The sequence below is a fragment of the Streptomyces sp. NPDC047982 genome (assembly GCF_043204165.1).
GTDB lineage: Bacteria > Actinomycetota > Actinomycetes > Streptomycetales > Streptomycetaceae > Streptomyces.
The window spans coordinates 76,869-102,255 of record NZ_JBIDBS010000014.1; the positions used below are offsets into that span (position 1 = coordinate 76,869).

Genomic DNA, 25,387 nt, shown 5'->3' on the forward strand with positions numbered 1-25,387 from the left:
CGCTGCGTCGATCTGCACGACGGTATCGCCGTCGGACGCCCTGTGTCATGACCGTATGACGATACGGCTATGACACAGGGCTGCCCGCCTGGTGGGTGAGGGCTGCGCCCCGGCGACGCCGCTCGCCGAGGCGTCCGTACGCACTCCCGCTCACTACGACTCACTTCGGTGCAGCAAACCGGCAGCAGCTCGCAACCCCTCTCAGTCCGGCTGCGGTGCGTGCCCCTCCTCCAACTGTCGCAGCGCCCGCGAGACGTCGAACGGCAGGATCGTCACCGCCACGTGCGGCAGCCGCGCCAGGGTCTTCGCCATCTGCTCGCCCGTGCCTCGGTGCAGCAGCTTGCCCAGCACGTTGCGGTACGTCCGCCGGGGCACCAGCACCGTCAGCCAGGTGTCCCCCTCCTGCGTGGTGCGGGAGGCGAGCTGCATCATCGCGTGTCGCAGCCGCCGGTCCGGGCACGCCACCAGCTCCAGCGGCACGGAGGTGGCGGCCGTGGTGCCCCACCGGTCGGCCAGCCGCCGACCGTACGCCTCGTCGATCGCGAAGTGCACCGCCCGGATCTCGTCCGGCCGCAGCTCATGGGCGTACCGCAGGGCCTTCAGCGTCGCCAGGTCCAGCGTCTCGACGAGGACGAAGACCAGATGGCGGCGGAACCGCGCCCGGTCACTCCCGGGGGCCCGGGAGTGCTGCAACGCGGCCGTCTCGCGCCGGTACTCGCGGTTGATCCGCATCAGCGCCCACACCCCCAGCGGGAAGACCACCACGACCAGCCAGGCGCCCTCGGTGAACTTGGTGACCGCGAAGATCAGCACCACGGCGGCCGAGACGCCCGCGGCCAGCGCGTTGACGGCGATCTTCAGCCGCCGGTACGGCTCGCGGCGGCGCAGGTGGTACGCGGTGAGCCCGGACCCGGCCATGGTGAACGCGGTGAACACGCCGATCGCGTACAGCGCCACCAGCCGGTCCACGCTGGCACCGGTCACCAGCAGCAGTGCCAGCGAGACCACGGCCAGCGCGATGATGCCGTTGGAGAACGCCAGCCGGTGCCCGCGCCGGGTCAGCTGCCGGGGCAGGAACCGGTCCGCGGCGACGAAACTGGCGAGGTACGGGAAACCGGTGAACGGGGTGTTGGCGCCGGTGTACAGCACCAGCGCGGTCGCCAGCTGCACGAAGACCAGCCCGGCCGTGCCGAGCGGGCCGCCTCCGAACGCCAGATGGGCCTCCTGCGCGATGACGGTCGGTGTGCCGTCCACGTACGGCACGGCATGGGTGAAGTGCGCCATCGTGGACACCCCCAGCACGAGGACGCCCAGGATCAGGCTCATGGCGATCAGGGTGCGGCGGGCGTTGCGGCCCTGTGGCTGGCGGAACGTGGAGATGCCGTTGGAGATCGCTTCGAGCCCGGTCAGCGACGAACCCCCGTTCGCGAACGAGCGCAGCACGATGAAGAGCGAGGTCCCGTACAGCCAGCCGTCGCCCGGGGTGCCGACCGGGACCACTCCCTCGGCCCGCAGATCGGCGTGCGGCAGCTCGCCCGTGAGCCCGCGCACCGCCCCGACCAGCAGGACCAGGCCGACCGCCGCCATGAAGAGGTAGGCGGGCAGCGCGAAGGCACGGCCCGCCTCCCGGACCCCGCGCAGATTCCCGTACGCCAGGATCACGATCACGGCGACGGACACCGGCAGTTGGAGGTGGTCGAGGCCCGTGAAGCCGTTGCCGACCAGATGGGCGAGCGAGATCAGGGCGTTGGTGCCGGCCGAGACCTGCACGGCGACGGTGACGATGTAGTCGACGAGCAGGGCCACGGCGGCGATCTGTGCCACGTCCGGCCCGAAGTTCTCCCGCGCGACGACGTACGAACCGCCCGCCCGGGTGTAGATCATCACGACATCGCTGTAGCAGAGCGTCAGTAGCAGCAGGACGAACAGGATCGCACCGGTCACCGGCATGAGCAGGGTGAACGCGGCCGCGCCGACGACCGGCACGAGGACCCGGAGCATCTCCTCCGAGCCGTACGCGGACGAGCTGATGCAGTCGGAGGCGAGCACGCCGAGCGCCGTCCGGTTGTTCAGTTTCTCCTCGCTGATGCGCTCGGTGGTGAGCGCGCGGCCGAGCAGGAGCCGCTTGACGCGGTACGCGGCACGCTCGTGCACGGGACGGTCCAGGGCCATGGCCACATGGTGGTGGTCCGGACGGCCGTCCACCGGTACGCAAACGCCGGACGGGCCTCGATTTCAGCCCGTCCGGCGGTCGCGGACGCTCGGTGGCCGCTCGTCAGCCGGCGACGGTCCAGGTGTCGTTGCCCGCGAGGAGGGTGGCGAGATCGCCCTTGCCGTTCTGTTCGACGGCGGTGTCGAGTTGTTCGGCCATCTGTGTGTCGTAGACGGGCCGGTCGACGCTGCGCAGGACGCCGATGGGGGTCTGGTGGAGGGTGTCCGGGTCGGCGAGGCGGGAGAGCGCGAAGGCGGTGGTGGGGGATGCGGCGTGGGCGTCGTGGATCAGGATCCGGTCCTGGTTGTCGTCGGTGACCGCGACGATGTCCAGGTCGCCGGTGGCGGGGTCGCGGACGACGCCCTTGGACCCGAGTCCGTCCTGGTCCGGCGCGCCGAAGCGGATCGGCTGCCCGTGTTCGAGGCGGATCACGGCGTCCTGGGCGCGGTCCTTGTCCTTGAGGGCCTCGAAGGCGCCGTCGTTGAAGATGTTGCAGTTCTGGTAGATCTCCACCAGGGCGGTGCCGGGGTGGTCCGCGGCGGCGCGCAGGACGCTGGTGAGGTGCTTGCGGTCCGAGTCGATGGTGCGGGCGACGAAGGACGCCTCCGCGCCCAGGGCCAGGGACACCGGGTTGAACGGGGTGTCGAGGGAGCCCATGGGGGTGGATTTGGTGATCTTGCCGGTTTCGGAGGTGGGGGAGTACTGGCCCTTGGTCAACCCGTAGATGCGGTTGTTGAACAGCAGGATCTTCAGGTTGACGTTGCGGCGCAGGGCGTGGATGAGGTGGTTGCCGCCGATGGAGAGGGCGTCGCCGTCACCGGTGACGACCCAGACGGACAGGTCGCGGCGGGAGGTGGCCAGGCCGGTGGCGATGGCGGGGGCGCGGCCGTGGATGGAGTGCATCCCGTAGGTGTTCATGTAGTACGGGAAGCGGGAGGAGCAGCCGATGCCGGAGACGAAGACGATGTTCTCCTTGGCCAGGCCGAGTTCGGGCATGAAGCCCTGGACGGCGGCAAGGACGGCGTAGTCGCCGCAGCCGGGGCACCAGCGGACTTCCTGGTCCGACTTGAAGTCCTTCATGGACTGCTTGGCCTCGGCCCTGGGCACCAGCTGGAGGAGGGGGTTGGTGTCAGGCATCGATGGCCTCCTTGAGGGCCGTCGCGAGCTGTTCGGCCTTGAACGGCATTCCGTTGACCTGGGTGTGGCTGCGGGCGTCGACGAGGTACGTGGCCCGGATGAGGGTGGCGAGCTGGCCGAGGTTCATCTCCGGCACGATCACCTTCTCGTAGCGGGCCAGGACCTCGCCGAGGTTGGCGGGGAAGGGGTTGAGGTGACGCAGATGGGCCCGGGCGATGGGGTGCCCCTCGGCGCGCAGGCGGCGGACGGCCGCGGTGACGGGGCCGTAGGTGGAGCCCCAGCCCAGCACCAGCGTGCGCGCGCTGTCGGGGTCGTCGACCTCCAGGTCGGGGACCTGGATGCCCGCGATCTTGGCCTGGCGGGTGCGGACCATGTGGTCGTGGTTGGCCGGGTCGTAGGAGATGTTGCCGGTGCCGTCCTGCTTCTCGATGCCGCCGATGCGGTGCTCGAGTCCCGGGGTGCCGGGCACCGCCCAGGGCCGGGCCAGTGTCTCGGGGTCGCGCTTGTAGGGCCAGAACACCTCGGTGCCGTCGGCCAGGGTGTGGTTGGGGCCGGTCGCGAACCGGACACGCAGGTCGGGCAGCTCGTCGGGCTCGGGGATCTTCCACGGTTCGGAGCCGTTGGCGAGGTAGCCGTCGGAGAGGAGGAAGACGGGGGTGCGGTAGCTCAGGGCGATCCGGGCCGCGTCCAGGGCGGCGTCGAAGCAGTCCGCCGGAGTACGCGGGGCCACGACCGGCACCGGGGCCTCACCGTTGCGCCCGTACATCGCCTGCAGCAGGTCCGCCTGCTCCGTCTTGGTCGGCAGACCCGTCGACGGACCGCCCCGCTGGATGTCCACGATCACCAGCGGCAGCTCCAGGGACACCGCCAGGCCGATCGTCTCCGACTTCAACGCCACGCCCGGCCCGGAGGTGGTCGTCACCGCGAGGGAACCGCCGAACGCGGCACCGAGGGCCGCACCGATCCCGGCGATCTCGTCCTCGGCCTGGAACGTGCGCACACCGAAATTCTTGTGCTTGCTGAGTTCGTGCAGGATGTCCGAGGCCGGAGTGATCGGATACGACCCCAGGTACAGGGGCAGGTCCGCCTGCCGGGACGCGGCGATCAGCCCGTAGGACAGCGCCAGGTTCCCCGAGATGTTGCGGTACGTGCCCGCCGGGAACGCCTGGGTGGCGGGTGCGACCTCGTAGGAGACGGCGAAGTCCTCCGTGGTCTCGCCGAAGTTCCACCCCGCCCGGAACGCGGCCACGTTCGCCTCGGCGATCTGCGGCTTCTTCGCGAACTTCGCCCGCAGGAACGCCTCGGTGTTCTCGGTGGGCCGGTGATACATCCACGACAGCAGACCCAGCGCGAACATGTTCTTCGAGCGCTCGGCCTCCTTGCGGGACAGGCCGAATTCCTTCAGCGCCTCGATCGTGAGCGTGGTCAGGGGGACGGGGTGGACGCTGTAGGCGTCCAGGGAGCCGTCCTCCAGGGGGTTGCTGTCGTAGCCGACCTTCGCCATGGGGCGCTTGGTGAACTCGTCGGTGTTCACGATGATCTCCGCGCCGCGCGGCACGTCGCCGATGTTCGCCTTCAGCGCGGCGGGGTTCATCGCGACGAGCACGTTCGGGGCGTCGCCGGGGGTGAGGATGTCGTGGTCGGCGAAGTGGAGCTGGAACGACGAGACGCCTGGCAGGGTCCCGGCGGGGGCCCGGATCTCGGCGGGGAAGTTCGGCAGCGTCGACAGATCGTTCCCGAACGACGCCGTCTCCGACGTGAAACGGTCACCCGTGAGCTGCATGCCGTCACCCGAGTCACCCGCGAACCGGATGATCACGCGGTCGAGACGACGGACTTCCTTGTCCCCGGCGCCCGCGTGCCCGGAACGGGGGGCATACGGCTCCCCGACGAGCGCCTCGCCGGCCTCATCGGCCTGTCCGGCTGGGCTACTGACCTGGCTGGTCACTGAACTGGACCTCCCTCACGGCGGCTCGGGACCGGCCTGCCCGCCGACGGTCCCGAAGCCCACCTTACGTCGGTAAGGGTCGCCTTCCCTGGACCGGTCGCATGGTGGACATGGTCATGAGACGCGGTTCCGTACCGGTTCGTCATGTTTCGTGATCCCCCCAAGTCGTTCGATGAAGATGCTGTGCGTTCGTTCTTTGGTTGTAGGACCGTCGTCGGCGCTTCGCTTGCACGGCCCCGCCGACGGGGTTTGCGGGGCCCCGTCGGCGGGAGCGTGCGGGACCTCGCCGGCGGGATCGCCGTCCCCGGGGCGGCGAGTCCCGGCCGGTCCATCGGATATCTGACAGACTGTCAGCTCTTCAGGAGTTCAGATAGGTCAGCACGGCCAGCACCCGGCGGTGATCCCCCTCACTGGGGGACAGGCCCAGCTTCAGGAAGATGTTGCTGACGTGCTTCTCCACGGCCCCGTCGCTCACCACGAGCTGCCTGGCCACCGCGGAGTTCGTCCGCCCCTCGGCCATCAGACCGAGCACCTCGCGCTCGCGCGGCGTCAGTCCGGCCAGGACGTCCTGCTTGCGGCTGCGGCCCAGCAACTGCGCCACCACCTCCGGGTCCAGCGCCGTGCCGCCCCGCGCCACCCGGACCACCGCGTCCACGAACTCGCGGACCTCGGCGACGCGGTCCTTCAGCAGATAGCCGACACCTCGGCTGGAACCGGCCAGCAGCTCGGTCGCGTACCGCTCCTCCACATACTGCGAAAGGACCAGGACCCCGACCCCGGGGTATTCCTTGCGCAGCCGCACGGCCGCGCGGACCCCCTCGTCGGTGTGGGTCGGCGGCATCCGTACGTCGGCGACCACCACGTCGGGCAGCGCGTCCTGACCGGCCAGATCGTGCACCGTCTTGATCAGTGCCTCGGCGTCGCCCACACCCGCGACGACCTCGTGCCCGAGATCGGTCAGCAGCCGGGTGAGCCCTTCACGGAGCAGCACCGAATCCTCGGCGATGACCACCCGCACCCTGTCCTCCACCATGACTTCCTGTTCCCCCACAGCTCGCCGGTCCCGCGCACCATCTGCCGGTTCCGTGCCGTCTGCCGACTCCGCGCTGTTCGCGGCCCGGTTCGTACGGCGTTCAGCATCCCAGTATTCGCCGTACTCACGGATTCGTGTGCCCGGCCGCCGTCCAGGCTTGATTTCGAGCCTGGACGCGGACGGGCACACGGGATGCGAAGGCCGTGGGGCGGAAGCACGGGATACGGAAGGCGTGCGCGGGGGCTCGGCGTACGAAGGCCCGTGGCGCGGTGGGCGTTGCGCCATGGGCTCTTCGTACGCAGGCCGCTCCGGTCTCAGCCACGCCAGGGCAGCTCGGCCGTGATCCGCGTCGGGCCGCCCGGCGGCGAGTCCACGACCAGCACCCCGTCCACCGCGCCCAGCCGCTCGGCCAGCCCGGCGAGCCCGGTGCCCGAGGACGGATCGGCGCCGCCGCGGCCGTCGTCGGTGACCTGGAGCATGAGCCGGTTCCCGGCCCGCCACACGTCCACGGAGGCCGAGCGGGCCGCGCTGTGCTTGCTGACGTTCTGCAACAGCTCCGACACGGTGAAATACGCGATGCCCTCGATCGCCGCCGCCGGGCGCGCGGGCAGATCCACCGAGACGGTGACGGGGACGGTGCAGCGGGAGGCGATGGAGGAGAGTGCGGCGTCGAGTCCTCGGTCGGTGAGGACGGCGGGGTGGATGCCGCGGGCGAGGTCGCGGAGTTCTTGGAGGGCGGTCTTCACCTCGCCGTGGGCTTCGTCGACCATGCGGGCGGCGGCCTCGGGATCGTGGGTGAGTTTTTCCTTGGCGAGGCCGAGGTCCATGGCGAGGGCGACGAGGCGGGCCTGTGCGCCGTCGTGGAGGTCGCGTTCGATGCGGCGCAGGTCGGCGGCGGCGGTGTCCACGACCACCCCCCGGTCCGACTCCAGCTCGCTGACGCGCGTGGCCAACCGGGACGGACCGAGCAGCCCCGCCACCATCAGCCGGTCCACGGTCGCCAGACCCCGGATGAGCCACGGCGTGAACAGGACGAGCACCAGACCGCACACGCTGGTCGCGGCCAGCTCGAAGGGGGAGTCGAGGTAGACCCGGTGGTGGTCGTCGCCGTACAGCTGGATGCCCCCGGTCCCTGCGTACATCGGGAACGCCCACTGCCACAGCGGGTAGGTGAAGACGGCCCACCCGGTCACCCAGAACGTCAGCGAGACCACGCCGGCGAAGATTGCCCAGGGGAAGTGCAGCACCATGTAGAGCAGGTGGCGCCAGGACGCCCCGCTCTTGAGGACAGCTCCCATCCAGGACATCAGGCCGCCGGTCCTGCCGCGTACCGGCTCCGGGTCCGCGACGTCCAGATGCAGCAGCCCGCGCGCCCGGACCCGCTCGAACGCGCCGAAGCCCCGGCACATGGCCAGCGCGCCGGCCAGGATCGGCACCCCGAGGAAGGTGATCAACGTCCCGAGGCCCAGGGCCGTCAGACTGATCGCGAAGGCGAACAGGACCGGGCTGATCAACAGGCTCAGCGACAGGTGACCGAGTTCCCGCAGGGTCCTGCCCTCGAAGGGTGCGCGCAGCCCCGCGGGCAGGAAGTGCCGCACCGGGGCGTGATCCCCGAATCCGGCTCCGGACCGCTGGTGGTCCCGGGAGTCAGGTCCGTATGCCGTGGCCATGGGCTGGTGTCCGTTTCTTCTCGTTCTGCTCGGCGGTCTGCGGTCTGCGGTCTGGTCGTTCTGCTCGGCGACCCGCGGTCCGGGGCTGGGCCTGCGGTTCGCCGGGGCGGTCCGGTCGGCGGACCGCCGTGGCGGATCGGGATGGTCCGTCGGGCGGCGCAGGCGCCCATGGGCCTGGGTTCTCGCAGCCGTAGTCGTTCTCTTGGCCGTACTCCAAGGGTGCTGGGCCGTGAGCCCGCCCACCATGAGGGCGGTATCCCTCTTCGCCCGGGGGTTTTCCCCACCCCGCAGGGGCGTCGGTCACGACGGCGCCGAGGACCGGCCCCGTCGTGACCGGTCCTCCGCGCCATGGCCGCCGATCGCGGGCGCACCGAGAGGGTCCGGAGCGTTTTGCCGCATTCGCGCTTGTTCGGGCTGCTTGGGCTTGTTCGCGCTTGTTCGCGCTTGTTCAAGCGTGTTCAGGCGCGTTCAGGCCCGCTCGGCCGATGCTGCCGCGCTGCTTTGGCCGCGCCGGCGCCCGGCCCGGCCCCGGCGCCCGCCCGGCTCCTGGCGGCTGTCCGGGCCCCGGCCCCGATCCCGACCCTGACCGCCCCGGCCCCCTTCGCCTTCCCGGTTTCGCCAGGGCAGTTCCGCGGTGACCGTCGTGGGGCCGCCCGCCGGCGAGTCGAGGACGAACAGCCCGTCGACGGCGCCCAGCCGCTCGGCCAGCCCGGCCATGCCCGTCCCGCCGTCCAGCCGCGCCCCGCCGCGGCCGTCGTCGGTGACCTGGAGCATGAGCCGGTTCTCGGCGCGCCACACGTCCACGGAGGCCGAGCGGGCCGCGCTGTGCTTGCTGACGTTCTGCAACAGCTCCGACACGGTGAAATACGCGATGCCCTCGATCGCCGCCGCCGGGCGCGCGGGCAGATCCACCGAGACGGTGACGGGGACGGTGCAGCGGGAGGCGATGGAGGAGAGTGCGGCGTCGAGTCCTCGGTCGGTGAGGACGGCGGGGTGGATGCCGCGGGCGAGGTCGCGGAGTTCTTGGAGGGCGGTCTTCACCTCGCCGTGGGCTTCGTCGACCATGCGGGCGGCGGCCTCGGGATCGTGGGTGAGTTTTTCCTTGGCGAGGCCGAGGTCCATGGCGAGGGCGACGAGGCGGGCCTGTGCGCCGTCGTGGAGGTCGCGTTCGATGCGGCGCAGGTCGGCGGCGGCGGTGTCCACGACCACCCCCCGGTCCGACTCCAGCTCCGCGATCCGCCGCTCCAGCTCGTCCGAGGGCGAGAGGAGCCCGCGCGCCATCATCCGGTCGGCATTGGTGAGGAACCGCGCGATGAAAGGGAGCACCGGCCACAGCACGAAGAAGCTGACACACGCCACACAGAAGGTGAGCACCCCCCACGGCAGCCGGATGAAGGAGTACAGCACCGCCCGCCAGCCCACCGGATCCTTCAGGCTCGACCACAGCCAGGGGAAGAACCCCTGTTCCGTGCGGGACAGCACCATCGGGCTGGGCTCGTCGACGCGCACTGCGAGCATCGCCCGCGCCCGGGCCCGCTCGGCCCTGCCGACCAGTCGCGCCCCGTGCAGACCGGCGGCGAGCAGCGGCAGCCCGATCACCGTGACCGAGAGCCCCACACCGACCCCGACCATGAGCACCGCGTAGAGAAATCCGGCCACGGCCATGGGAAGGTTCGCCAGGAGGTGGGCGATTTCCTTCCACGTCCACCGGTCGAGAGCGAAGCGGGCGGGCGGTGGCACGTCGTCGGCGGGCACAAGGGGGCTCATGGTCATGCCCCCAGCCTGCCGGGCCGGGGCCGCGCATGCCATGGGGTTCCTGGGTGGCGTGAAGTGGGGATAACCCCACCCGTTGTCCGACGCGGTTGCTCACCCTCGTCCGACGCGGCTGCTTACCGTCTCTTTAACAGGGCCTAGACTCCCGTGCGTACAACTGCGCGCGACTGCGTACAGCATCGCCGAACGGATCGATCGAGGGAGCGAGGGGACGGACGTGGCGGACCTGCGGGAGCCGACCGTTCTCGCGTCGGACTACTTCCACGGCTACGCGGTGGTCGGAATGCTGGCCGTGATCGGCGTACTGTTCGTCGCCGTCGCGTTCGGTGCCGGGCGCCTGCTGCGCCCCGTGGTGCCCACCCCGGAAAAGCTCCTGACGTACGAGTGCGGCGTGGACCCGGTGGGTGAAGGATGGGCACATACCCAGGTTCGTTATTACGTGTATGCCTTCCTTTACGTGGTCTTCGCCGTCGATTCGATCTTCCTGTTTCCCTGGGCGACTGTGTTCGCCGCTCCCGGATACGGGGCGACGACCCTGGTGGAGATGTTCATCTTCCTCGGCTTCCTGGCCGTAGGACTGCTCTACGCATGGAAGAAGGGCGTCCTCGAATGGACGTGACGAGCCCGCCGCCCCCCGAGCACCGGCCCGGAGCGGGTCCGGGAACGCAACCGGCGCCCGGGACGGGTACCGAACCGCACTCCGGGACGGGCGACCTCTCGGCAGGTGGGGCGGGGCACGGGGCGGGGACGACCGAACCGCAGCCCGTCCCCACGTTCCTGCCCGAGCCCAGGCGGCTCGGTGTCCTGTCCCGTCTCGCGCCCGAGCCGATGAAGGTGGTCCTGAACTGGGGTCGCCGCTACAGCCTGTGGGTCTTCAACTTCGGGCTCGCCTGCTGCGCCATCGAGTTCATCGCCGCCTCCATGGCCCGGCACGACTTCATCCGGCTCGGCGTGATCCCGTTCGCCCCGGGCCCCCGCCAGGCCGACCTCATGATTGTCTCCGGCACGGTGACGGACAAGATGGCCCCGGCCGTGAAGCGGCTGTACGAGCAGATGCCCGAGCCCAAGTACGTCATCTCCTTCGGCGCCTGCTCCAACTGCGGCGGCCCGTACTGGGACTCGTACTCCGTGACGAAGGGGGTCGATCAGATCATTCCGGTCGACGTCTACGTCCCCGGCTGCCCGCCCCGACCCGAGGCACTGCTCCAGGGCATCCTCAAGCTCCAGGAGAAGATCGCCCGCGAGTCGCTGGGCGAGCGGTACGCAACGGGCGGCGCCCGCCCCTCCACCGCCGCGCTGCGCAGCGGCCTGGTCACCGCCCCACCGGTACCGGGGGAGGAGCGGAAGTGACGGGAGGAACGGAAAACCACCGCGACCGCGCGAACCGCGAAGGTGGCGAGGAGCGTGCGCCCCACGAGCGGGACGCGCACGACTCCACCGACTACGACCGGCTGCCGGACGCCGCCGCCGAACTCTTCGGCGAGGGCGCGACGGCCGAGTTCGCATACGACCTGCTGACCGTCGACGTGCCCGCGCGCTCCTGGACCGCCGCCCTCGAAACGGCCCGCGACCGGTTGGGCTGCACCTACTTCGACTGGCTGAGCGCGGTCGACGAGCCGGGCACCGGCTTCCGGGTGTGCGCCCATGTCGCGGCCCTGGCACAGGGCGCGGTCCGGCGCCTCCTCGTCCGTACGACCGTTCCGCACGAAGCCGCGTCGCTCCCCACGGCCGTCCACGTCTACGCGGGCGCCGCCTGGCACGAGCGCGAGACGCACGAGATGTTCGGCATCGGCTTCGAGGGCCACCCCCATCTGGTGCCGCTGCTGCTGCCCGAGGGGTTCGAGGGTCACCCGCTGCGCAAGGACTTCGTTCTGGCGGCCCGCGTCGCCAAGGCGTGGCCGGGCGCGAAGGAACCGGGCGAGTCGGAGCACGGCGGCCCGAAGCGGCGCACGATGCTGCCGCCCGGCGTCCCCGACCCGAACGAGTGGGGCCCGCTGAAGGGCCAGCTCCCGCCCGCCCCGTCCCGCCCCGCCCGCACCCCGCGTGCGGCGGGCGACCGTGCGGTACGGCGCACCCGCAGCGCGAGCGAGGGCTCGGCCAGCAGCCGGCCGACGGCGACGTCGACCGAGGCCGCAGAGGCCGCGCCCCCCGCACGCCCGCGCCGCACGCGCAGCGCCTCCCAGGGTTCCGCCAGCCAACGGCAGGCCGCCGCCGAGCCGGGCACCGGACCGGCCGCACCCACGACGCCTGCCCGGGACACGGCCCCGAAGCCGCCGACGACCGGCTCGGCCTCGGCTTCGACCGGCCCGGCCTCGGCCGACTCGGTTTCGACCGGCCCGGCAGCCACGGGAGCGCCGTCCGGCCCACCGCCGAGGGTCGAGAGCGGCGACGCGCCCTGGCACCACGCCCGCCCGGCCTTCGACGCACCCGGGACCGCCCCGGAGAGCGGCACCCCTGGGAGCACCCCCGGTCCGGACTCCGCCGCGTCTCCGGACTCCGCCGCGTCGCCGAACGTTGCCGAGCCCGACCTCACCACGTCGCCGGCTTCCGCCGAGTCGCCCGACTCCACCCCGCCCGAAACCCCCGACCGTCCCGACGGAGGCGATACCGCGTGAACGACGTACTCGACGTCGCCCTCCGTCTCGCCATCGTCTTCGTCGCGTTCATGGTCCTCCCGCTCGTCGTGGGGCAGACCGAGCACAAGGTGATGGCCCATATGCAGGGCCGCCTCGGACCCATGTACGCGGGTGGCTTCCACGGCTGGGCGCAGCTCGTCGCGGACGGCGTGAAGTTCGCGCAGAAGGAGGACGTCGTACCGGCCGACGCCGACCGCCGCGTCTTCCAGCTCGCACCGGCCGTCGCGCTGCTCCCGTACCTCCTGGTCCTCGTCGCCCTCCCGATCGGCCCCGCTGAGGGCGCGGTCGGGCAGGTCGTCGACGCGGGCATCTTCTTCGTGCTCGCCGTGATGGGCGTCGGCGTGCTCGGCTCGCTGATGGCGGGCTGGGCCTCGGCCAACAAGTTCTCCCTTCTCGGCGGACTGCGCACAGCCGCCCAGCTGCTCGCGTACGAACTGCCGATGCTGCTCGCCGCCGCCTCCGTCGCGATGGCCGCCGGGACCGTCTCGCTCCCGGGCATCCTCGACGCCTTCGAGTGGTGGTGGCTGCCCTGGCAGATCACCGGCGCGCTGGTCTTCTTCGTGGCGGGGCTCGCCGAGCTCCAGCGCCCGCCCTTCGACATGCCGGTCGCCGACTCGGAGATCATCTTCGGCGCGTACACCGAGTACACCGGGCTGCGCTTCGCGCTGTTCCTGCTCGCCGAGTACGCGGGCATCGTCGTGCTGTGCGGACTGACCACCGTCCTCTTCCTCGGCGGCTGGCACGGCCCGTTCGGCGCCGACGGACTCGGCTGGGTCTGGACGCTCCTCAAGACCGCGATCCTCGCCTTCGTCGTCATCTGGCTGCGGGTGACCTATCCCCGGCTCCGCGAGGATCAGCTCCAGAAGCTCGCCTGGACCACGCTCATCCCGCTCGCTCTCGCGCAGATCGCGCTCACCGGCATCGTGAAGGTGGCGATCAACTGATGGCCGTTCCCGGCTCCGGCCTGGCCAAGGGCCTGGCCGTCACCCTGCGGACAATGACACGGAAGAACGTCACCGCGCAGTACCCGGATGTCCAGCCCGAACTGCCGCCCCGGTCCCGTGGCGTCATCGCGCTGTTCGAGGAGAACTGCACGGTCTGCATGCTCTGCGCCCGTGAGTGCCCGGACTGGTGCATCTACATCGACTCGCACAAGGAGACGGTGCCGGCCGCCGCCCCGGGCGGACGCGAGCGGAGCCGCAACGTCCTCGACCGCTTCGCGATCGACTTCTCGCTCTGCATGTACTGCGGCATCTGCATCGAGGTGTGCCCCTTCGACGCCCTGTTCTGGTCGCCGGAGTTCGAGTACGCCGAGACGGACATCCTCGAACTCACCCACGAGCGCGACAAGCTCCGCGAGTGGATGTGGACGGTGCCTGAGCCGCCCGCGCTCGATCCGGGGGCCGAGGAGCCGAAGGAGATGGCCGCCGCCCGCAAGACGGCGGAGAAGCTTCAGGCCCAGCGCGCCAAGGAGGCACAGGAGGCACAACAGGCCACCGAGACCCGGCGTGCCACCGAGGCCCAGCAGCCCACCGAGACCCGGCGCACCCACAAGGACCAGCAGCAACAGCAGCACCAGCAGCAGGAACAGAAGCAACCGAAGGAAGCAGAGGGAGAGGCGTGACACTCGCAGCCATCGCGGCCCAGTCCGCCGCCGGGGCCGCCCAGTCCCTCCCTTCCGCACCCTCCGGCTTCCTCTCCCCGACCGGGATCGAGATCGCGTTCGTGCTCGTCGGTCTCGCCACTTTCGGCGCCGCCCTCGTCACCGTCACGACCAGGCAACTGGTGCACGCCGCCCTGTGGCTCGTCGTGGCGCTCGGCGGACTCGCCGTCGAGTACCTCCTGCTCACCGCCGAGTTCATCGCCTGGGTACAGGTGCTGATCTACGTCGGCTCCGTGGTCGTCCTCCTCCTCTTCGGGCTGATGCTCACCAAGGCCCCCATCGGCCGCTCCCCGGACGCCGACTCCGGCAACCGCTGGGTGGCGCTCGGCGTCGCGGTCGCCGCCGCGGGCACGCTCGTCTGGGTCGTCGTCGACGCCTTCCGTACCACCTGGATCGACCTCGACGGACCGGTCGGGGGCTCTACGGAAGCGACCGGCGCTTCCCTCTTCCGGCACTGGGTGCTGCCGTTCGAGGCGCTCTCCGTCCTGCTGCTCGCCGCCCTTGTCGGTGCGGTCGTCCTGTCCCGCAAGCGCGGTAAGGAGCAGAGCTGATGCACCTCGCCTACCCCGCCGTGCTCGCCGTCCTCCTCTTCTGCACCGGGCTGTACGGGGTGCTCGCCCGCCGCAACGCGATCCTGGTCCTGATGTCCGTCGAGCTGATGCTCAACGCCGTCAACCTCAACCTGGTCGCCTTCGACGTCTGGCTCCGCGACACCCTCCACGCCGGACAGGCCCTCACCCTCTTCACCATCGCCGTCGCGGCGGCGGAGATCGGCATCGGCCTGGCCATCGTCCTCGCCGTGTACCGCAACCGGGGCACCTCGGACATCGACCGCCTCCGTGACACCGCCGAGACCGACGCCGCCGAGACGCTCCCCGACGAGCCGCCCCCCGGCACCGACGGGAACCACGACACCGCAGACCAGGCCACTGCTCCGGCAGGGAAGGCACAGAAGGCAGGGGCCACCCCGTGACCACCACGACCCTCGCCGTCCTCGTCCCCCTCCTTCCGTTCCTGGGCGCCGCGGGCGGTCTGCTCACCGGACGCATCGCCCCCGGCTTCGTACGCCCCCTCGCCGTACTGCCCACGCTCACCGCCTTCCTGCTCGCCGTCGTCGTCGCCGCGCGCCAGGGCGGCGGGCCGGCCGTCGACGCGGCGACCCGGCTCACCCCCACCGGGTCCGTGCCGATCGACCTCGCCCTGCACCTCGACGGCTTCGCGGTCCTGGTCGCCGTCCTGGTCGGGCTCGTCGCGACCTGCGTGCAGATCTACTCGACCGCTTACCTCCGCGACGACCCCCGCTACCCCTCGTACACCGCTCTCGTCTCCCTCTTCACCTCCGCGATGCTCCTCGTCGTCTACTCCGGCGACCTGATGGTGCTCCTGGTCGGCTGGGAGATCATGGGCATCTGCTCGTACTTCCTCGTCGGCCACTACTGGGAGACGCCCGAGGCCCGCGCCGCCTCCCTCAAGGCGTTCCTGGTCACCAAACTCGGCGACGTCCCCTTCCTGATCGGGCTGTTCGCGCTCGCCGCCGACACCGGCTCGTTCCGCATCACCCGCATCCTGGGCGCCGTCGCGAACGGCGGCCTCGACCACCCCACGCTCATCGCCCTGCTGCTCCTCGCGGGCGTGGCCGGGAAGTCCGCGCAGTTCCCCCTCCACACCTGGCTGCCCGACGCGATGGCCGGCCCCACTCCCGTCTCCGCGCTGATCCACGCCGCGACGATGGTCGCCGCCGGCGTCTACTTCGTGGCCCGGCTCCTCCCCGTCTTCGCCCAGTCCGGCGCGGCGCTCGTCGTCCTCGCCGTCATGGCCGCGGTCACGATGACCGGGTCCGCCCTCTCCGCCCTCGCCCAGGACGACATCAAGCGCGTCCTCGCCTACTCGACCATCGGACAGCTCGGCTACATGGCCGGCGCCCTGGCCGTCGGCGACCGCGGTGCCGCCGTCTTCCACCTCCTCTCGCACGGCGCGTTCAAGGCCGTCCTCTTCCTCGCGGCGGGCGTCGTCATCCACGCCGCCGGGACCAACTCACTGGCCGCCATGTCCCGCATGGGCGGCCTGGCGAAGCGCATCCCGGACGCCTACTGGACGATGACCGTCGCCCTGCTCGCGCTCGCCGCCATCCCGCCGTTCTCCGGCTTCTTCTCCAAGGAAGCCGTCCTCGTCGCCGCCGAGCACACCGCGCTCGGGGACCGGCACGTCGCCCCGTCCGCCGCCGGCTGGACCGTCCTCGTCGCCGGACTGCTCACCGCCGCCCTCACCGCCGCGTACGCCACCCGCCTCTGGCTCCTCGCCTTCCGTGGCCGCGGCGCCGAGGCCCCGGACCACGGCCGCCAGCCCGTCGCGATGACCACCGTCCTGTGGATCCTCGCCGTTCCCACCATCGCCTTCGGGCTGACCGTCGGCGCGATCGGCGACTGGTTCGACGACCACGGCCTCACCCCCTCCCTCACCACCGCCGTCCTCTCCACGGGCATCGGACTCGTCGGCGGCCTCGTCACCTACGGCGCCTGGCGCCACACCTCGGCACTCGCCGCCCGTACCGCCGTCGGCACCGTCGCCCCCCACCCCGACGCCGAACCCGCCCTCGTCGAGGCGGAGGCGTTGACCGCGCACACCGCCGCCTACGGCACCGCCGGGGACGCCCCCGACCCGGCCGACCCGGGCCGCCTCCTGCTCGGCCCGCTCCACCGCCACGCCGCCACCGGCTTCCACCTCGACCGCCTGTACGCGGCGCTGTTCGTCCGTCCCGTCCGGGCCGCCGCCGACCTGGTCCGCTTCCTGGACCGCGAGGTCGTCGACACCTACGTACGCGGCTCCGGTACCGGAGCGCGCTGGCTCGGCGCCGCCGTCCGCCGCTCCCAGACGGGCAACGTGCAGACCTACCTCAGCGCACTGCTCGCCGGTTCCCTGGTCCTGGCGATCGCCGCCATCGTCTTCGCCAACGCCAACGCCGGGTCGTGAGCCGTGATCGATATCAGTGAATCCGTGATGCAGTTCCTTCTCGCGTTCGTCGTCCTCGCCCCGCTCGTCGGCGCCGTGGCCGCCCTGCTGCCCGCCCCGCCCGGGCTGAAGGGCACCGGCCCCGACCAGGCCGTGCTCCGCCACGGTGTGACCGTCACCGGGGCGGTCCTCGCCGCCACGCTCCTCCTCGTCGCGGGCTTCGACCACGACCACCCGTCGAAGATGCAGGCGACGACCGACATCAGCTGGATCCCGGCGCTCGACGTCCGCATCCACCTGGGCATCGACGGCATCTCGCTCCCCCTCCTCGTACTGACCGCGCTGCTGACCTTCCTCTGCGCCCTGTACAGCTACTTCAAGATGCCTGCGGGCCCCTCCCCGAAGGCGTTCGTCGCTCTCGTCCTCGCCCTGGAATCCGGCACCCTCGCGACCTTCGCCGTCCTCGACCTGGTGCTGTTCTTCCTGGCGTTCGAGATGGTGCTCATCCCCATGTACTTCCTGATCGCCCGCTGGGGCGGTGCGGGCAGGCAGGCCGCCGCCTGGAAGTTCATCCTCTACACCCTCCTCGGCTCGGTGATCATGCTGCTGGGCCTGCTCCTCATCGGGCTGAAGAGCGGCACCTTCGACATGGTGGCACTCGCCACTGACAACGGCCGTGGGCTCACCACGTCCGTGCAGGTCATCGCCGTTCTGGCGATCGGGATCGGGCTCGCCGTGAAGACCCCGATGTGGCCGCTGCACAGCTGGCTCCCCGACGCCCACACCGCCGCCCCGACCGTCGGCTCGGTGCTGCTCGCGGGTGTCCTGCTGAAGATGGGCACGTACGGGCTCGTCCGCATCCTGCTCCCCGCCGCCCCCGACGGCATGCACACCTTCGCGCCCTACCTCGCCGCCTTCGCGGTGGTCGGCATCGTCTACGGATCCCTCGCCTGCCTGGCGCTGGCCCGCCCCGGATCCAAGGGCGACCTCAAGCGCCTGATCGCGTACTCCTCCGTCGGCCACATGGGCTTCGTGCTCCTCGGCATCGCGAGCATGACCCCCACCGGCGTCAACGGTGCGCTCTTCGCCAACATCGCCCACGGCCTCATCACCGGCCTGCTGTTCTTCCTCGTCGGCGCCGTCAAGGACCGGTACGGCACCGCCGACCTCGACACCCTCTCCGGCGCGACCGGGGCCGCGCTCTACGGCCGGGCGCCCCGCCTCGGCGGCCTCCTCGCCTTCGCCGCGATCGCCTCCCTCGGCCTGCCCGGCCTCGCCGGGTTCTGGGGCGAGATGCTCGCCCTGTTCGGGTCCTTCGACCCCGCCGACGGACTCAGCCGCCCCGCCTTCCTCACCTTCATGGCGATCGCCGCGTTCGGCACCCTGCTCACCGCCGCGTACATGCTGATCGTCGTACGCCGCGTCTGCATGGGCGAGACCGGTGGGACGCGGGAGGAACCGCGACTCGCCGACGTCCAGGGGTACGAGTTCGCCACCTGGACCCCGCTCGTCGCCCTCACCGTCCTCGCCGGCCTGTGGCCCGCCGTCCTCCTCGGCCTCACCGACCCCGCCGTGCAAAAGCTCCTCGCAGGAGGCAAGTCGTGACCACAGCCGCCGTCGCCCCGAGCGTCACCCCGGGTGTCGTCACCGCCGTGCCCGACGCCGCCACCGCCCACGTCACCACGGCCGCGGACAGCGCCACCGGCTTCGTCGCCGCGACCCACGGCGGCAGCGGTCTCGTCAGCACGGCCGCCGACAGCGCCACCAGCTTCGTCCAGTCCGTCGACTGGCTCGCGATCGCGCCTCCCGCCGTCGTCGCGGCCGCCGCCCTGATCGTCCTCGTCGCCGACCTCTTCCTGCCCAGGGAACGCAAGCCGCTCCTCGGCCTGATCACCCTCGCCGGACTCGTCGCCGCACTCGCCCTCCTCCTCCCGCTGCGCGACGGCGACCGTTCCACCTTCTGCCTCACCCCGGCCGCCACCGGCACCGGCGTCACCGGCGCCTGCAGCTACACCGCCGACCACTTCGCCCTCGTCATCCAGGCCCTCGTCCTCGTCGCCGCCCTGCTCACCGCCCTGCTCTCGCTCGACGACACCCGCAGGCTCCCGGCCGGCGAGTTCTGGTTCCTGCTGCTGTCCTCCGCGTCCGGCGCCGTGCTGCTGCCCGCCGCCCGCGACCTCGCCACCCTCGTCATCGCCCTCGAAGTCGCCTCGCTGCCCGCCTTCGCCCTCGTCGGTCTGAAGCGCGGCGACCGCCGGTCCTCCGAGGCCGCGCTGAAGTTCTTCCTCTCCTCCGTCGTCGCCACCGCCGTCATGCTCCTCGGCGTCAGCTTCGTGTACGCGGCCACCGGCACCCTCCATCTCACGGAACTGGCCACCCGGCTCGACGACGTACCGGGGCAGCTCGGCACCCTGGCCGAGGCGGGCGTCGTCCTCACCCTCGTCGGCTTCGCGTTCAAGACGGCTGCCGCGCCCTTCCACTTCTGGGTCCCTGACACATACGTCGGCGCCCCCCTGCCGGTCGCCGCCTATCTCTCGGTCGTCGGCAAGGCAGCCGGTTTCTCCGGCCTCATCCTCGTCACCGTGATCGGGTTCCCGGCCTACGCCGACGTCTGGGGGCCGGCCCTCGCCGTCCTCGCCGCGCTCACCATGACCGTCGGCAACGTCGCCGCCCTGCGCCAGAACGCCGCCCGCGCCCGCAGCGCCGTACGCCTGCTCGCCTGGTCCTCCGTCGGCCAGGCCGGCTACCTCCTGGTGCCGATCGCCGCCGCCGCGTACGCCAGCGACCGGCACATCGGCTCCACCGTCGCGTACGCCCTCATGTACGCCGTCGTGAACCTCGGCGCGTTCGCGGTCGCCGCGCTCGTCGCCCGTACCCGCCCCGGGAACCGGCTCTCGGACTACCGTGGCCTCTACGCCGATCGCCCCCTCACCGCCCTCGCACTGGCCTTCTTCCTGCTCTGCCTCGCCGGACTGCCGCCCGGCATCATCGGCCTCTTCGCCAAGGTCACGGTCTTCTCCGCAGCCGTCGACGCGGGACTCGGCTGGCTCGCGGTCGTCATGGCCGTCAACGTGGTGATCGCGCTGTACTACTACCTGCGGTGGACGGCGGCGCTCTTCCGCGCCCCGGACGAGGTCCCGGAGCGGACCCCGGAGGAGGTCCCGGATCGGCCCGCCGGGGAGCCACAGACCGCGATCCCGGTCGCACCCGCCCCCACGAGACACCTCGCCCCGGTCCCCGTCACCCTCGCGATCGCCGTCACCGCCGTCGCGGGCATCGTGCTCTCCGGCGCCCCGCAGACCATCCTGGAATTCGCCGCCGTCAGTCTCTTCTGACCTGCCCAAGATCGGTTTGCCCGGGACGGTCCCTGCAGGGCAAGGTCTATCGCCGCACATCGCGACACCACACCAGGTCCCAGAGGGAGCAAGAGCAGTGCTGAACGGGTTCAAGGACTTCATCCTGCGCGGAAACATCATTTCCATGGCCATCGGTCTGGCCGTCGGATCCGCGTTCACCGCCGTCGTCACCGGGTTCAGCACCGCGTTCATCACCCCGCTGATCGGTCTCGCCACCGGTTCGGTCGGCGACTTCAGCTCCGCGGAGTTCGCGATCGAGGGCACGGTCTTCCCGTACGGGAAGTTCCTGGCCGCCGCCATCGCCTTCCTGATCACCGCGGCGGTGCTCTACTTCGGCGTCGTCGTGCCCATGGCGAAGGTCCAGAACCGTTTCTCCAAGGCCGACGAGAAGGTCGACATCAAGGCCGCCATGCGCGACTGCCCGCGCTGCTACACCGAGATCCCGGCCGTCGCCTCCCGCTGCGCCCACTGCACCAGCGAGGTCGAGCCGGACCCCCAGGCCCTCGCGGTCGCCGGGCTCCCCGCCCAGCGCTGACCCACCCCGGCACGGATCCCACCCGGGCACGGCACGGATCTTGCCGGGGCACGGTACGGACACGGGTGCGGTACGGACGACGGGCCACGCCACGGACACGGACGACGGGGCATGTTACGGACACGGACGACGGGGTGCGCACGGCCCCGCCACCCGTACGGCGCAGGGCCCGCCCGGACGGTGCGGCCCGGACCGGCCCCGCCCGGCGGCGGTACGGGCAAGGGAACTAGCTCACCCCGCCTGGCGTTGACCCGTACGGGAGGCTCCACTGGGGAAGTGGAGACCACCGAGCAAAGGGTCCCCCTGCCGCACCACTTGGAGGGCGTACCGTGCACCGCCGGCACAACGGGCTGAAGACCGCCGTACTTCTCGGCGGTCTGTCCGCGCTCATCATCGTCATCGGAAGCTTCTTCGGACGTACGGGCCTGATCATCGCGCTTCTCGTGGCCGTCGGCACCAACGCCTACGCGTACTGGAACAGCGACAAGCTGGCGCTGAAGGCCATGCGGGCCCGCCCCGTCAGCGAGTTCGAGGCCCCGGGGCTGTACCGCATGGTCCGTGAGCTCTCGACGGCCGCCCGGCAGCCCATGCCCCGGCTCTACATCTCCCCGACCCAGGCCCCCAACGCCTTCGCCACCGGCCGCAACCCTCGCAACGCGGCGGTCTGCTGCACCGAGGGAATCCTCCAGATCCTCGACGAGAGAGAGCTGCGCGGCGTCCTCGGGCACGAGCTGAGCCACGTCTACAACCGCGACATCCTGATCGCGTCCGTCGCCGGGGCGCTCGCCTCCGTCGTCATGTTCCTGGTCAACTTCGCCTGGCTGGTCCCGGTCGGCCGGTCCAACGACGACGAGGGCCCCGGCATCTTCGGCATGCTGCTGATCATGATCCTCGGCCCGCTCGCCGCCTCCGTCATCCAGCTGGCCGTGAGCCGCTCCCGCGAGTACGAGGCCGACGCCTCGGGAGCCCAGCTCACCGGCGACCCGCTGGCCCTCGCCGCTGCCCTGCGGAAGCTCGACGCGGGCACGAAGCAGCTTCCGCTGCCTCCCGAGCCGAGGATCGAGGCCGCGAGCCACATGATGATCGCGAACCCCTTCCGCCCCGGTCAGGGCATGGCCAAGATGTTCTCGACGCACCCGCCGATGGCGGAGCGCATCGCCCGCTTGGAGCAGATGGCGGGCCGCCGCCCGTAGAGACCTCTCGCCCCGCGCACCGGTCCCCCCCGCACGAGTCACCCCGTGCGGGGGTTTCCGTGCGGGCCGCTTGTCGCGCCCCGACCGCTTGTTGCGCCGGCTGACCGCTTGTCGCGCCCCGACCGCTTATCGCGCTCCGAACCTCTCGTCGGTCGGGACCACCTCGCGCCCCAGCGGCATGAGGGAGAGCGGGATCAGCTTCAGGTTCGCCCAGCCGAACGGGATGCCGATGATCGACACGAACAGCGGGATGCTGGTCAGCAGGTGCCCGAGCGCCAGCCACCACCCGGCGAAGACGAGCCAGACGACGTTGCCGACGAACGAGGGCGCCCCGGCGTCGGGCCGCTCCACGGTCGTCCGCCCGAACGGCCACAGGACGTAGCCCGCGATCCTCAGGGACGCGATGCCGAACGGGATCGTCACGATGAGCACGAAGCAGATGATCGCGGCCACCAGATATCCGAGGGCCATCCAGAACCCGCAGAAGACCACCCACAGGACGTTCAGGATCAGTTGCAGCAGCTTCATGCTTCCCAGCCTTCCACGCGTTTCGCCCGGCAGCGCCGCCCCCGTTGCGTGGACCGCCGTTCCGGCCGATTGTCAGTGCCGTCATTCACCATGAACGCATGAAGGACACCGAGCGGTTGCTGGCGACCGTGGACGAGACCGCGCGCACCGGGCCGCGCCGGGCGGCGCGCCCGCTCCCGGCGCCCCTGTCCGCCGAGGGCGTCGAACGGGCCGAGGCCGCCCTGGGCTTCCCCCTGCCGCCCCTGCTGACCGCGCTGTACACCCGGACGGCCAACGGCGGCTTCGGGCCCGCGTACGGCTTCCTGCCGCTGATCGGCGACCGGACGCCGGACGGGGAGGAGTCGGCCGTCGCGCGGTACCTCGCACTCCGCCAGGAGGCGGAGGAGGGGGAGTGGCCGTGGCCGGAGGGCGTGCTGCCGATATGCAGCCTGGGCTGCGGGATGTACTCCTGCGTGGACTGCCGCAGCGAGCGCACCACGGTCCTGCTCTTCGAACCGAACGCCGACGAGCCGGAGCGCGCCTGGTACGTGGACAAGCCCGATCTCGCCCAGTGGCTGCACGCCTGGCTGGACGGCACCGCGTGGCACTGCGAGGAGTCGGAGGACGAGGAAGCCGACATGGAACCCTGGCCCGACTTCGGCGCCCGCGTATGCCCCGCGGCCGTCGACGCCCCCGGACCACCCGGCTCACCCGGCTCACCCGGACCGTCAGGACCGTCAGGACCGTGAGGACCGTCGGGATCGCCCGGGAGCACCGAGGGGGCCGAGTCCCGTCTCGCGGAGGGTCAGGTTGAGGCGGCCATGAGTCAGCCCCGACGCGGGATCGGCCGTCCCGGGGACGATCCTCGGTACGCCGTGGAAGGCGAAGCGCGACGGTCCGCCGAAGACGAACAGGTCGCCGGAGGCCAACTCCACGTCCGTGCAGGGCTTTCCCCGGTTCTCCGTGTTCCCGAACCGGAAGACGCAGGTGGCGCCGATGCTGAGCGACACCACCGGGGCACCGGACCTTTCCTCCTTGTCCTGGTGCATGCCCATCCGCGCCGCGTCGTCGTAGAAATTGACGAGGGCGGCGTCCGGCGCGTACGTCCGCGCCGGGCTCTCGTCCCCGTACGCCGCCACCAGCGCCTCCCGGCCCAGCTCCGCGAGCCAGTCGGGGAACGCGGCGACCCGCGCGCCGTTCACGTCGTCGGCCGTGCGCGAGTAGCGGTACGGCTGCCAGTGCCAGCCCAGGCAGACCGTCCGCACCGACATCACACCGCCGCCCGGCAGCACCGTGTGCCGCAGCGGCACCGGCCCGCGCGCCCACTCCCGGCAGGCGGCCACCAGCTCCCGCCGACGCGCGGGCGACAGCCACTCCGGCACATGCACGGCCCCGGGCGCGACGACGGCCCGCGGTCTGGGAAAGAGTCCGGACACGTCAGCGCACCGCCGCAGCGCCTTCCAGCCTCAGCAGCCGTTCCTTGCGTTCCGGGCCGCCCGCGTAGCCGCGCAGGGCCCCGTCCGCGCCGATCACCCGATGGCACGGCCGCACGACCAGCAGCGGATTGCGTCCGATCGCCGTGCCCACGGCCCGCACTCCCGCCCCGGACGCTCCGACCCGCTCGGCGACCTGCCCGTACGAGACGGTCTCCCCGTACGGGACGGTGTCGAGCACGGCCCACACCCGGCGCTGGAAGTCCGTGCCCGCGCCGGCGGCGTACGCGATGTCGAAACGGGTCAGCCGCCCCGAGAAGTACTCCCGCAGCTGTGCGGCGATCCCGTCGAAGACGTCCGGCGCGCGCACCCAGTCGTCCCGGACGACGGCGGCGCCCTTCTGGCCGGGCAGGGAGAGCGAGGCGAGCGCGACCCCTCCGGCCACGTCGGCGGCCCCCTCGCCGACCAACAGCAGTTCACCCAGCGGGCTGTCGACCGTCGCGTACATGGTCATGGCTCGTCCTCTCCGCGCCCGTCGCGCCGGGCGACAGGATCACCGCCCGGCACCCACCAGTCTGCGTCCCCGGCCGCCCCGCGACCGGCGGTATTCGGACATCACGCCCGGGGTGGACAGCGCTGGAGGCGGCGGTCAGCCGGGCCGACGAGTGGTCGGGACGTCGAGCGTGCCGGGCGCGGGCCGTGACCGGCCACAGGCCGTGATGCGCTCAGCGAGCCCCCCGTAGCCGACGGGCTCGCCGCAGAGCCTCCGTACGGAGGCCAGGCCCAGGCTGGCCTGCCCGGTGTCCTCCACGAGTGCCCGGGAGGCGACGTGGAAGCGCCACTGGCCGATGTCGAGCGGGTCGTACGCGGCGTGGGTGCGCGCGGTGTGGAGCGCGAAGACGTAGACGTCGGCGTTGTAGGACTGTTCCGTGGCACCGCCGCCCTCGGGGGTCCAGGTCCGCCCGCGCAGCCGGGAGAAGCGGATCTCGGACAGCCGGCGCTGCCCCCACGCCTGGAGGTAGGCGCTGGTCTTGACCTCGATCCTGAGCCCGTCCGGTGCCAGCACGTCGAAGCTCTCCCACTCCGCGTTGCGCTGCTCGGCGCCGACCGCGCGGTGGACCAGGAACTCCGCGAGCAGGCCCCGGGTCGTGTTGGCCCGCAGATCGGGCATCGCGTAGCGCCAGAAGTCCAGCACCGACCCGGCATCGGCCCCCAGGAAGACCTCACCGCCCTCGAACGGCGTCGGCTCGGCCGGGGTGTGCCAGACATCGGGGAGGGCGGACTCGGAGGACACTTCCCCAGCCTGGCATACGCCCGGTTCGCGATGTGCCCGAACGGCCGA

At 71.5% G+C, this 25,387-nt stretch carries 23 protein-coding genes; 13 read left to right on the plus strand and 10 right to left on the minus strand.

Going from position 1 to position 25,387, the window contains the following annotated elements; genetic code table 11:
* Positions 1–201 precede the first annotated feature (201 nt).
* The 6 genes from ACGF2V_RS18660 to ACGF2V_RS18685 all read right to left on the minus strand — a co-directional run bounded on the left by ACGF2V_RS18660 (position 202) and on the right by ACGF2V_RS18685 (position 9,773).
* Positions 202–2,172 carry an APC family permease gene (locus ACGF2V_RS18660; protein WP_362707171.1) on the minus strand — a complete coding sequence of 657 codons (1,971 nt, stop codon included), beginning with the start codon at positions 2,170–2,172 and terminating at the stop codon, positions 202–204.
* 103 nt (positions 2,173–2,275) lie between these two features.
* Positions 2,276–3,349, minus strand: coding sequence for a 2-oxoacid:ferredoxin oxidoreductase subunit beta (locus ACGF2V_RS18665; protein WP_362619116.1), 1,074 nt, complete (start codon positions 3,347–3,349; stop codon positions 2,276–2,278).
* On the minus strand, positions 3,342–5,297 hold the full coding sequence (locus ACGF2V_RS18670; protein WP_362619118.1) for a 2-oxoacid:acceptor oxidoreductase subunit alpha: 1,956 nt from the start codon (positions 5,295–5,297) through the stop codon (positions 3,342–3,344). The genes ACGF2V_RS18665 and ACGF2V_RS18670 overlap by 8 nt, the downstream gene beginning before the upstream one ends.
* Before the next feature lie 358 nt (positions 5,298–5,655).
* Positions 5,656–6,330: a response regulator transcription factor gene (locus ACGF2V_RS18675; RefSeq protein WP_362619121.1), complete on the minus strand. Its 675-nt coding sequence runs from the start codon at positions 6,328–6,330 to the stop codon at positions 5,656–5,658.
* Between the two features lie 314 nt (positions 6,331–6,644).
* Positions 6,645–8,000: a sensor domain-containing protein gene (locus ACGF2V_RS18680; RefSeq protein ID WP_362619123.1), complete on the minus strand. Its 1,356-nt coding sequence runs from the start codon at positions 7,998–8,000 to the stop codon at positions 6,645–6,647.
* A 468-nt stretch (positions 8,001–8,468) separates the two neighbouring features.
* Entirely contained in the window at positions 8,469–9,773 is a 1,305-nt protein-coding gene (locus tag ACGF2V_RS18685) for a sensor domain-containing protein (protein WP_362707169.1), read from the minus strand.
* A 217-nt stretch (positions 9,774–9,990) separates the two neighbouring features.
* Between ACGF2V_RS18685 and ACGF2V_RS18690 the strand changes: the two genes are divergently transcribed.
* The 12 genes from ACGF2V_RS18690 (at position 9,991) to htpX (ending at position 22,105) form a co-directional block, all read left to right on the plus strand.
* On the plus strand, positions 9,991–10,392 hold the full coding sequence (locus ACGF2V_RS18690) for an NADH-quinone oxidoreductase subunit A (protein ID WP_362619128.1): 402 nt from the start codon (positions 9,991–9,993) through the stop codon (positions 10,390–10,392).
* Positions 10,383–11,123 (plus strand): NADH-quinone oxidoreductase subunit B family protein, encoded by a 741-nt coding sequence (locus tag ACGF2V_RS18695; RefSeq protein ID WP_362707167.1) that lies wholly within the window; start codon positions 10,383–10,385, stop codon positions 11,121–11,123. The genes ACGF2V_RS18690 and ACGF2V_RS18695 overlap by 10 nt, the downstream gene beginning before the upstream one ends.
* A gap of 101 nt (positions 11,124–11,224) precedes the next feature.
* Positions 11,225–12,388, plus strand: a complete 1,164-nt coding sequence (locus ACGF2V_RS18700) for an NADH-quinone oxidoreductase subunit C (protein WP_362707238.1) — start codon at positions 11,225–11,227, stop codon at positions 12,386–12,388.
* Positions 12,385–13,353: a complex I subunit 1 family protein gene (locus ACGF2V_RS18705; protein WP_362619134.1), complete on the plus strand. Its 969-nt coding sequence runs from the start codon at positions 12,385–12,387 to the stop codon at positions 13,351–13,353. Before ACGF2V_RS18700 ends, ACGF2V_RS18705 begins: the two co-directional genes overlap by 4 nt.
* The gene (locus tag ACGF2V_RS18710; protein WP_362619331.1) at positions 13,350–14,033 is read left to right on the plus strand and encodes a 4Fe-4S binding protein; all 684 of its coding nucleotides are present in this window, start codon (positions 13,350–13,352) and stop codon (positions 14,031–14,033) included. Before ACGF2V_RS18705 ends, ACGF2V_RS18710 begins: the two co-directional genes overlap by 4 nt.
* Positions 14,030–14,623 carry an NADH-quinone oxidoreductase subunit J gene (locus tag ACGF2V_RS18715; RefSeq protein ID WP_362619136.1) on the plus strand — a complete coding sequence of 198 codons (594 nt, stop codon included), beginning with the start codon at positions 14,030–14,032 and terminating at the stop codon, positions 14,621–14,623. Before ACGF2V_RS18710 ends, ACGF2V_RS18715 begins: the two co-directional genes overlap by 4 nt.
* Complete coding sequence (gene nuoK, locus ACGF2V_RS18720) at positions 14,623–15,045, plus strand: NADH-quinone oxidoreductase subunit NuoK (protein WP_362619139.1); 423 nt, start codon at positions 14,623–14,625, stop codon at positions 15,043–15,045. The genes ACGF2V_RS18715 and nuoK overlap by 1 nt, the downstream gene beginning before the upstream one ends.
* Positions 15,042–17,042, plus strand: coding sequence for an NADH-quinone oxidoreductase subunit L (locus ACGF2V_RS18725; protein WP_362619140.1), 2,001 nt, complete (start codon positions 15,042–15,044; stop codon positions 17,040–17,042). The genes nuoK and ACGF2V_RS18725 overlap by 4 nt, the downstream gene beginning before the upstream one ends.
* A gap of 27 nt (positions 17,043–17,069) precedes the next feature.
* Complete coding sequence (locus ACGF2V_RS18730; RefSeq protein ID WP_362707235.1) at positions 17,070–18,626, plus strand: NADH-quinone oxidoreductase subunit M; 1,557 nt, start codon at positions 17,070–17,072, stop codon at positions 18,624–18,626.
* Between the two features lie 47 nt (positions 18,627–18,673).
* Positions 18,674–20,356: an NADH-quinone oxidoreductase subunit N gene (locus tag ACGF2V_RS18735; RefSeq protein WP_389044598.1), complete on the plus strand. Its 1,683-nt coding sequence runs from the start codon at positions 18,674–18,676 to the stop codon at positions 20,354–20,356.
* A 97-nt stretch (positions 20,357–20,453) separates the two neighbouring features.
* On the plus strand, positions 20,454–20,912 hold the full coding sequence (locus ACGF2V_RS18740; protein ID WP_362707161.1) for an MscL family protein: 459 nt from the start codon (positions 20,454–20,456) through the stop codon (positions 20,910–20,912).
* A 329-nt stretch (positions 20,913–21,241) separates the two neighbouring features.
* The gene (htpX, locus tag ACGF2V_RS18745; protein WP_362619146.1) at positions 21,242–22,105 is read left to right on the plus strand and encodes a zinc metalloprotease HtpX; all 864 of its coding nucleotides are present in this window, start codon (positions 21,242–21,244) and stop codon (positions 22,103–22,105) included.
* Positions 22,106–22,231: 126 nt separating this feature from the next.
* On the opposite strand, the gene ACGF2V_RS18750 is transcribed toward htpX, so the two are convergent.
* Positions 22,232–22,633, minus strand: coding sequence for a YccF domain-containing protein (locus ACGF2V_RS18750; protein ID WP_362619148.1), 402 nt, complete (start codon positions 22,631–22,633; stop codon positions 22,232–22,234).
* Positions 22,634–22,731: 98 nt separating this feature from the next.
* On the opposite strand from ACGF2V_RS18750, the gene ACGF2V_RS18755 reads away from it, so the two are divergent.
* Positions 22,732–23,361 (plus strand): SMI1/KNR4 family protein, encoded by a 630-nt coding sequence (locus ACGF2V_RS18755; RefSeq protein ID WP_362707158.1) that lies wholly within the window; start codon positions 22,732–22,734, stop codon positions 23,359–23,361.
* Here the strand turns inward: ACGF2V_RS18755 and ACGF2V_RS18760 are convergent.
* The 3 genes from ACGF2V_RS18760 to ACGF2V_RS18770 form a co-directional block, all read right to left on the minus strand.
* A complete protein-coding gene (locus ACGF2V_RS18760; protein ID WP_362619153.1) occupies positions 23,350–24,048 on the minus strand; it encodes an alpha-ketoglutarate-dependent dioxygenase AlkB in 699 nt (232 codons plus the stop codon). The two genes, ACGF2V_RS18755 and ACGF2V_RS18760, sit on opposite strands and share 12 nt — an antisense overlap.
* Before the next feature lies 1 nt (position 24,049).
* Positions 24,050–24,559: a methylated-DNA--[protein]-cysteine S-methyltransferase gene (locus tag ACGF2V_RS18765; protein WP_362707155.1), complete on the minus strand. Its 510-nt coding sequence runs from the start codon at positions 24,557–24,559 to the stop codon at positions 24,050–24,052.
* Between the two features lie 135 nt (positions 24,560–24,694).
* Positions 24,695–25,339: a hypothetical protein gene (locus ACGF2V_RS18770; protein ID WP_362707153.1), complete on the minus strand. Its 645-nt coding sequence runs from the start codon at positions 25,337–25,339 to the stop codon at positions 24,695–24,697.
* Positions 25,340–25,387: the final 48 nt, after the last annotated feature.

Coding starts and splice junctions, on each gene's coding strand:
- ACGF2V_RS18660 (WP_362707171.1), bottom strand. CDS start 2,172: ATGGCCCTGGACCGTCCCGTGCACGAGCGTGCCGCGTACCGCGTCAAG.
- ACGF2V_RS18665 (WP_362619116.1), bottom strand. CDS start 3,349: ATGCCTGACACCAACCCCCTCCTCCAGCTGGTGCCCAGGGCCGAGGCC.
- ACGF2V_RS18675 (WP_362619121.1), bottom strand. CDS start 6,330: ATGGTGGAGGACAGGGTGCGGGTGGTCATCGCCGAGGATTCGGTGCTG.
- ACGF2V_RS18680 (WP_362619123.1), bottom strand. CDS start 8,000: ATGGCCACGGCATACGGACCTGACTCCCGGGACCACCAGCGGTCCGGA.
- ACGF2V_RS18685 (WP_362707169.1), bottom strand. CDS start 9,773: ATGACCATGAGCCCCCTTGTGCCCGCCGACGACGTGCCACCGCCCGCC.
- ACGF2V_RS18695 (WP_362707167.1), top strand. CDS start 10,383: ATGGACGTGACGAGCCCGCCGCCCCCCGAGCACCGGCCCGGAGCGGGT.
- nuoK (WP_362619139.1), top strand. CDS start 14,623: ATGCACCTCGCCTACCCCGCCGTGCTCGCCGTCCTCCTCTTCTGCACC.
- ACGF2V_RS18730 (WP_362707235.1), top strand. CDS start 17,070: ATGCAGTTCCTTCTCGCGTTCGTCGTCCTCGCCCCGCTCGTCGGCGCC.
- ACGF2V_RS18750 (WP_362619148.1), bottom strand. CDS start 22,633: ATGAAGCTGCTGCAACTGATCCTGAACGTCCTGTGGGTGGTCTTCTGC.
- ACGF2V_RS18755 (WP_362707158.1), top strand. CDS start 22,732: ATGAAGGACACCGAGCGGTTGCTGGCGACCGTGGACGAGACCGCGCGC.
- ACGF2V_RS18765 (WP_362707155.1), bottom strand. CDS start 24,559: ATGACCATGTACGCGACGGTCGACAGCCCGCTGGGTGAACTGCTGTTG.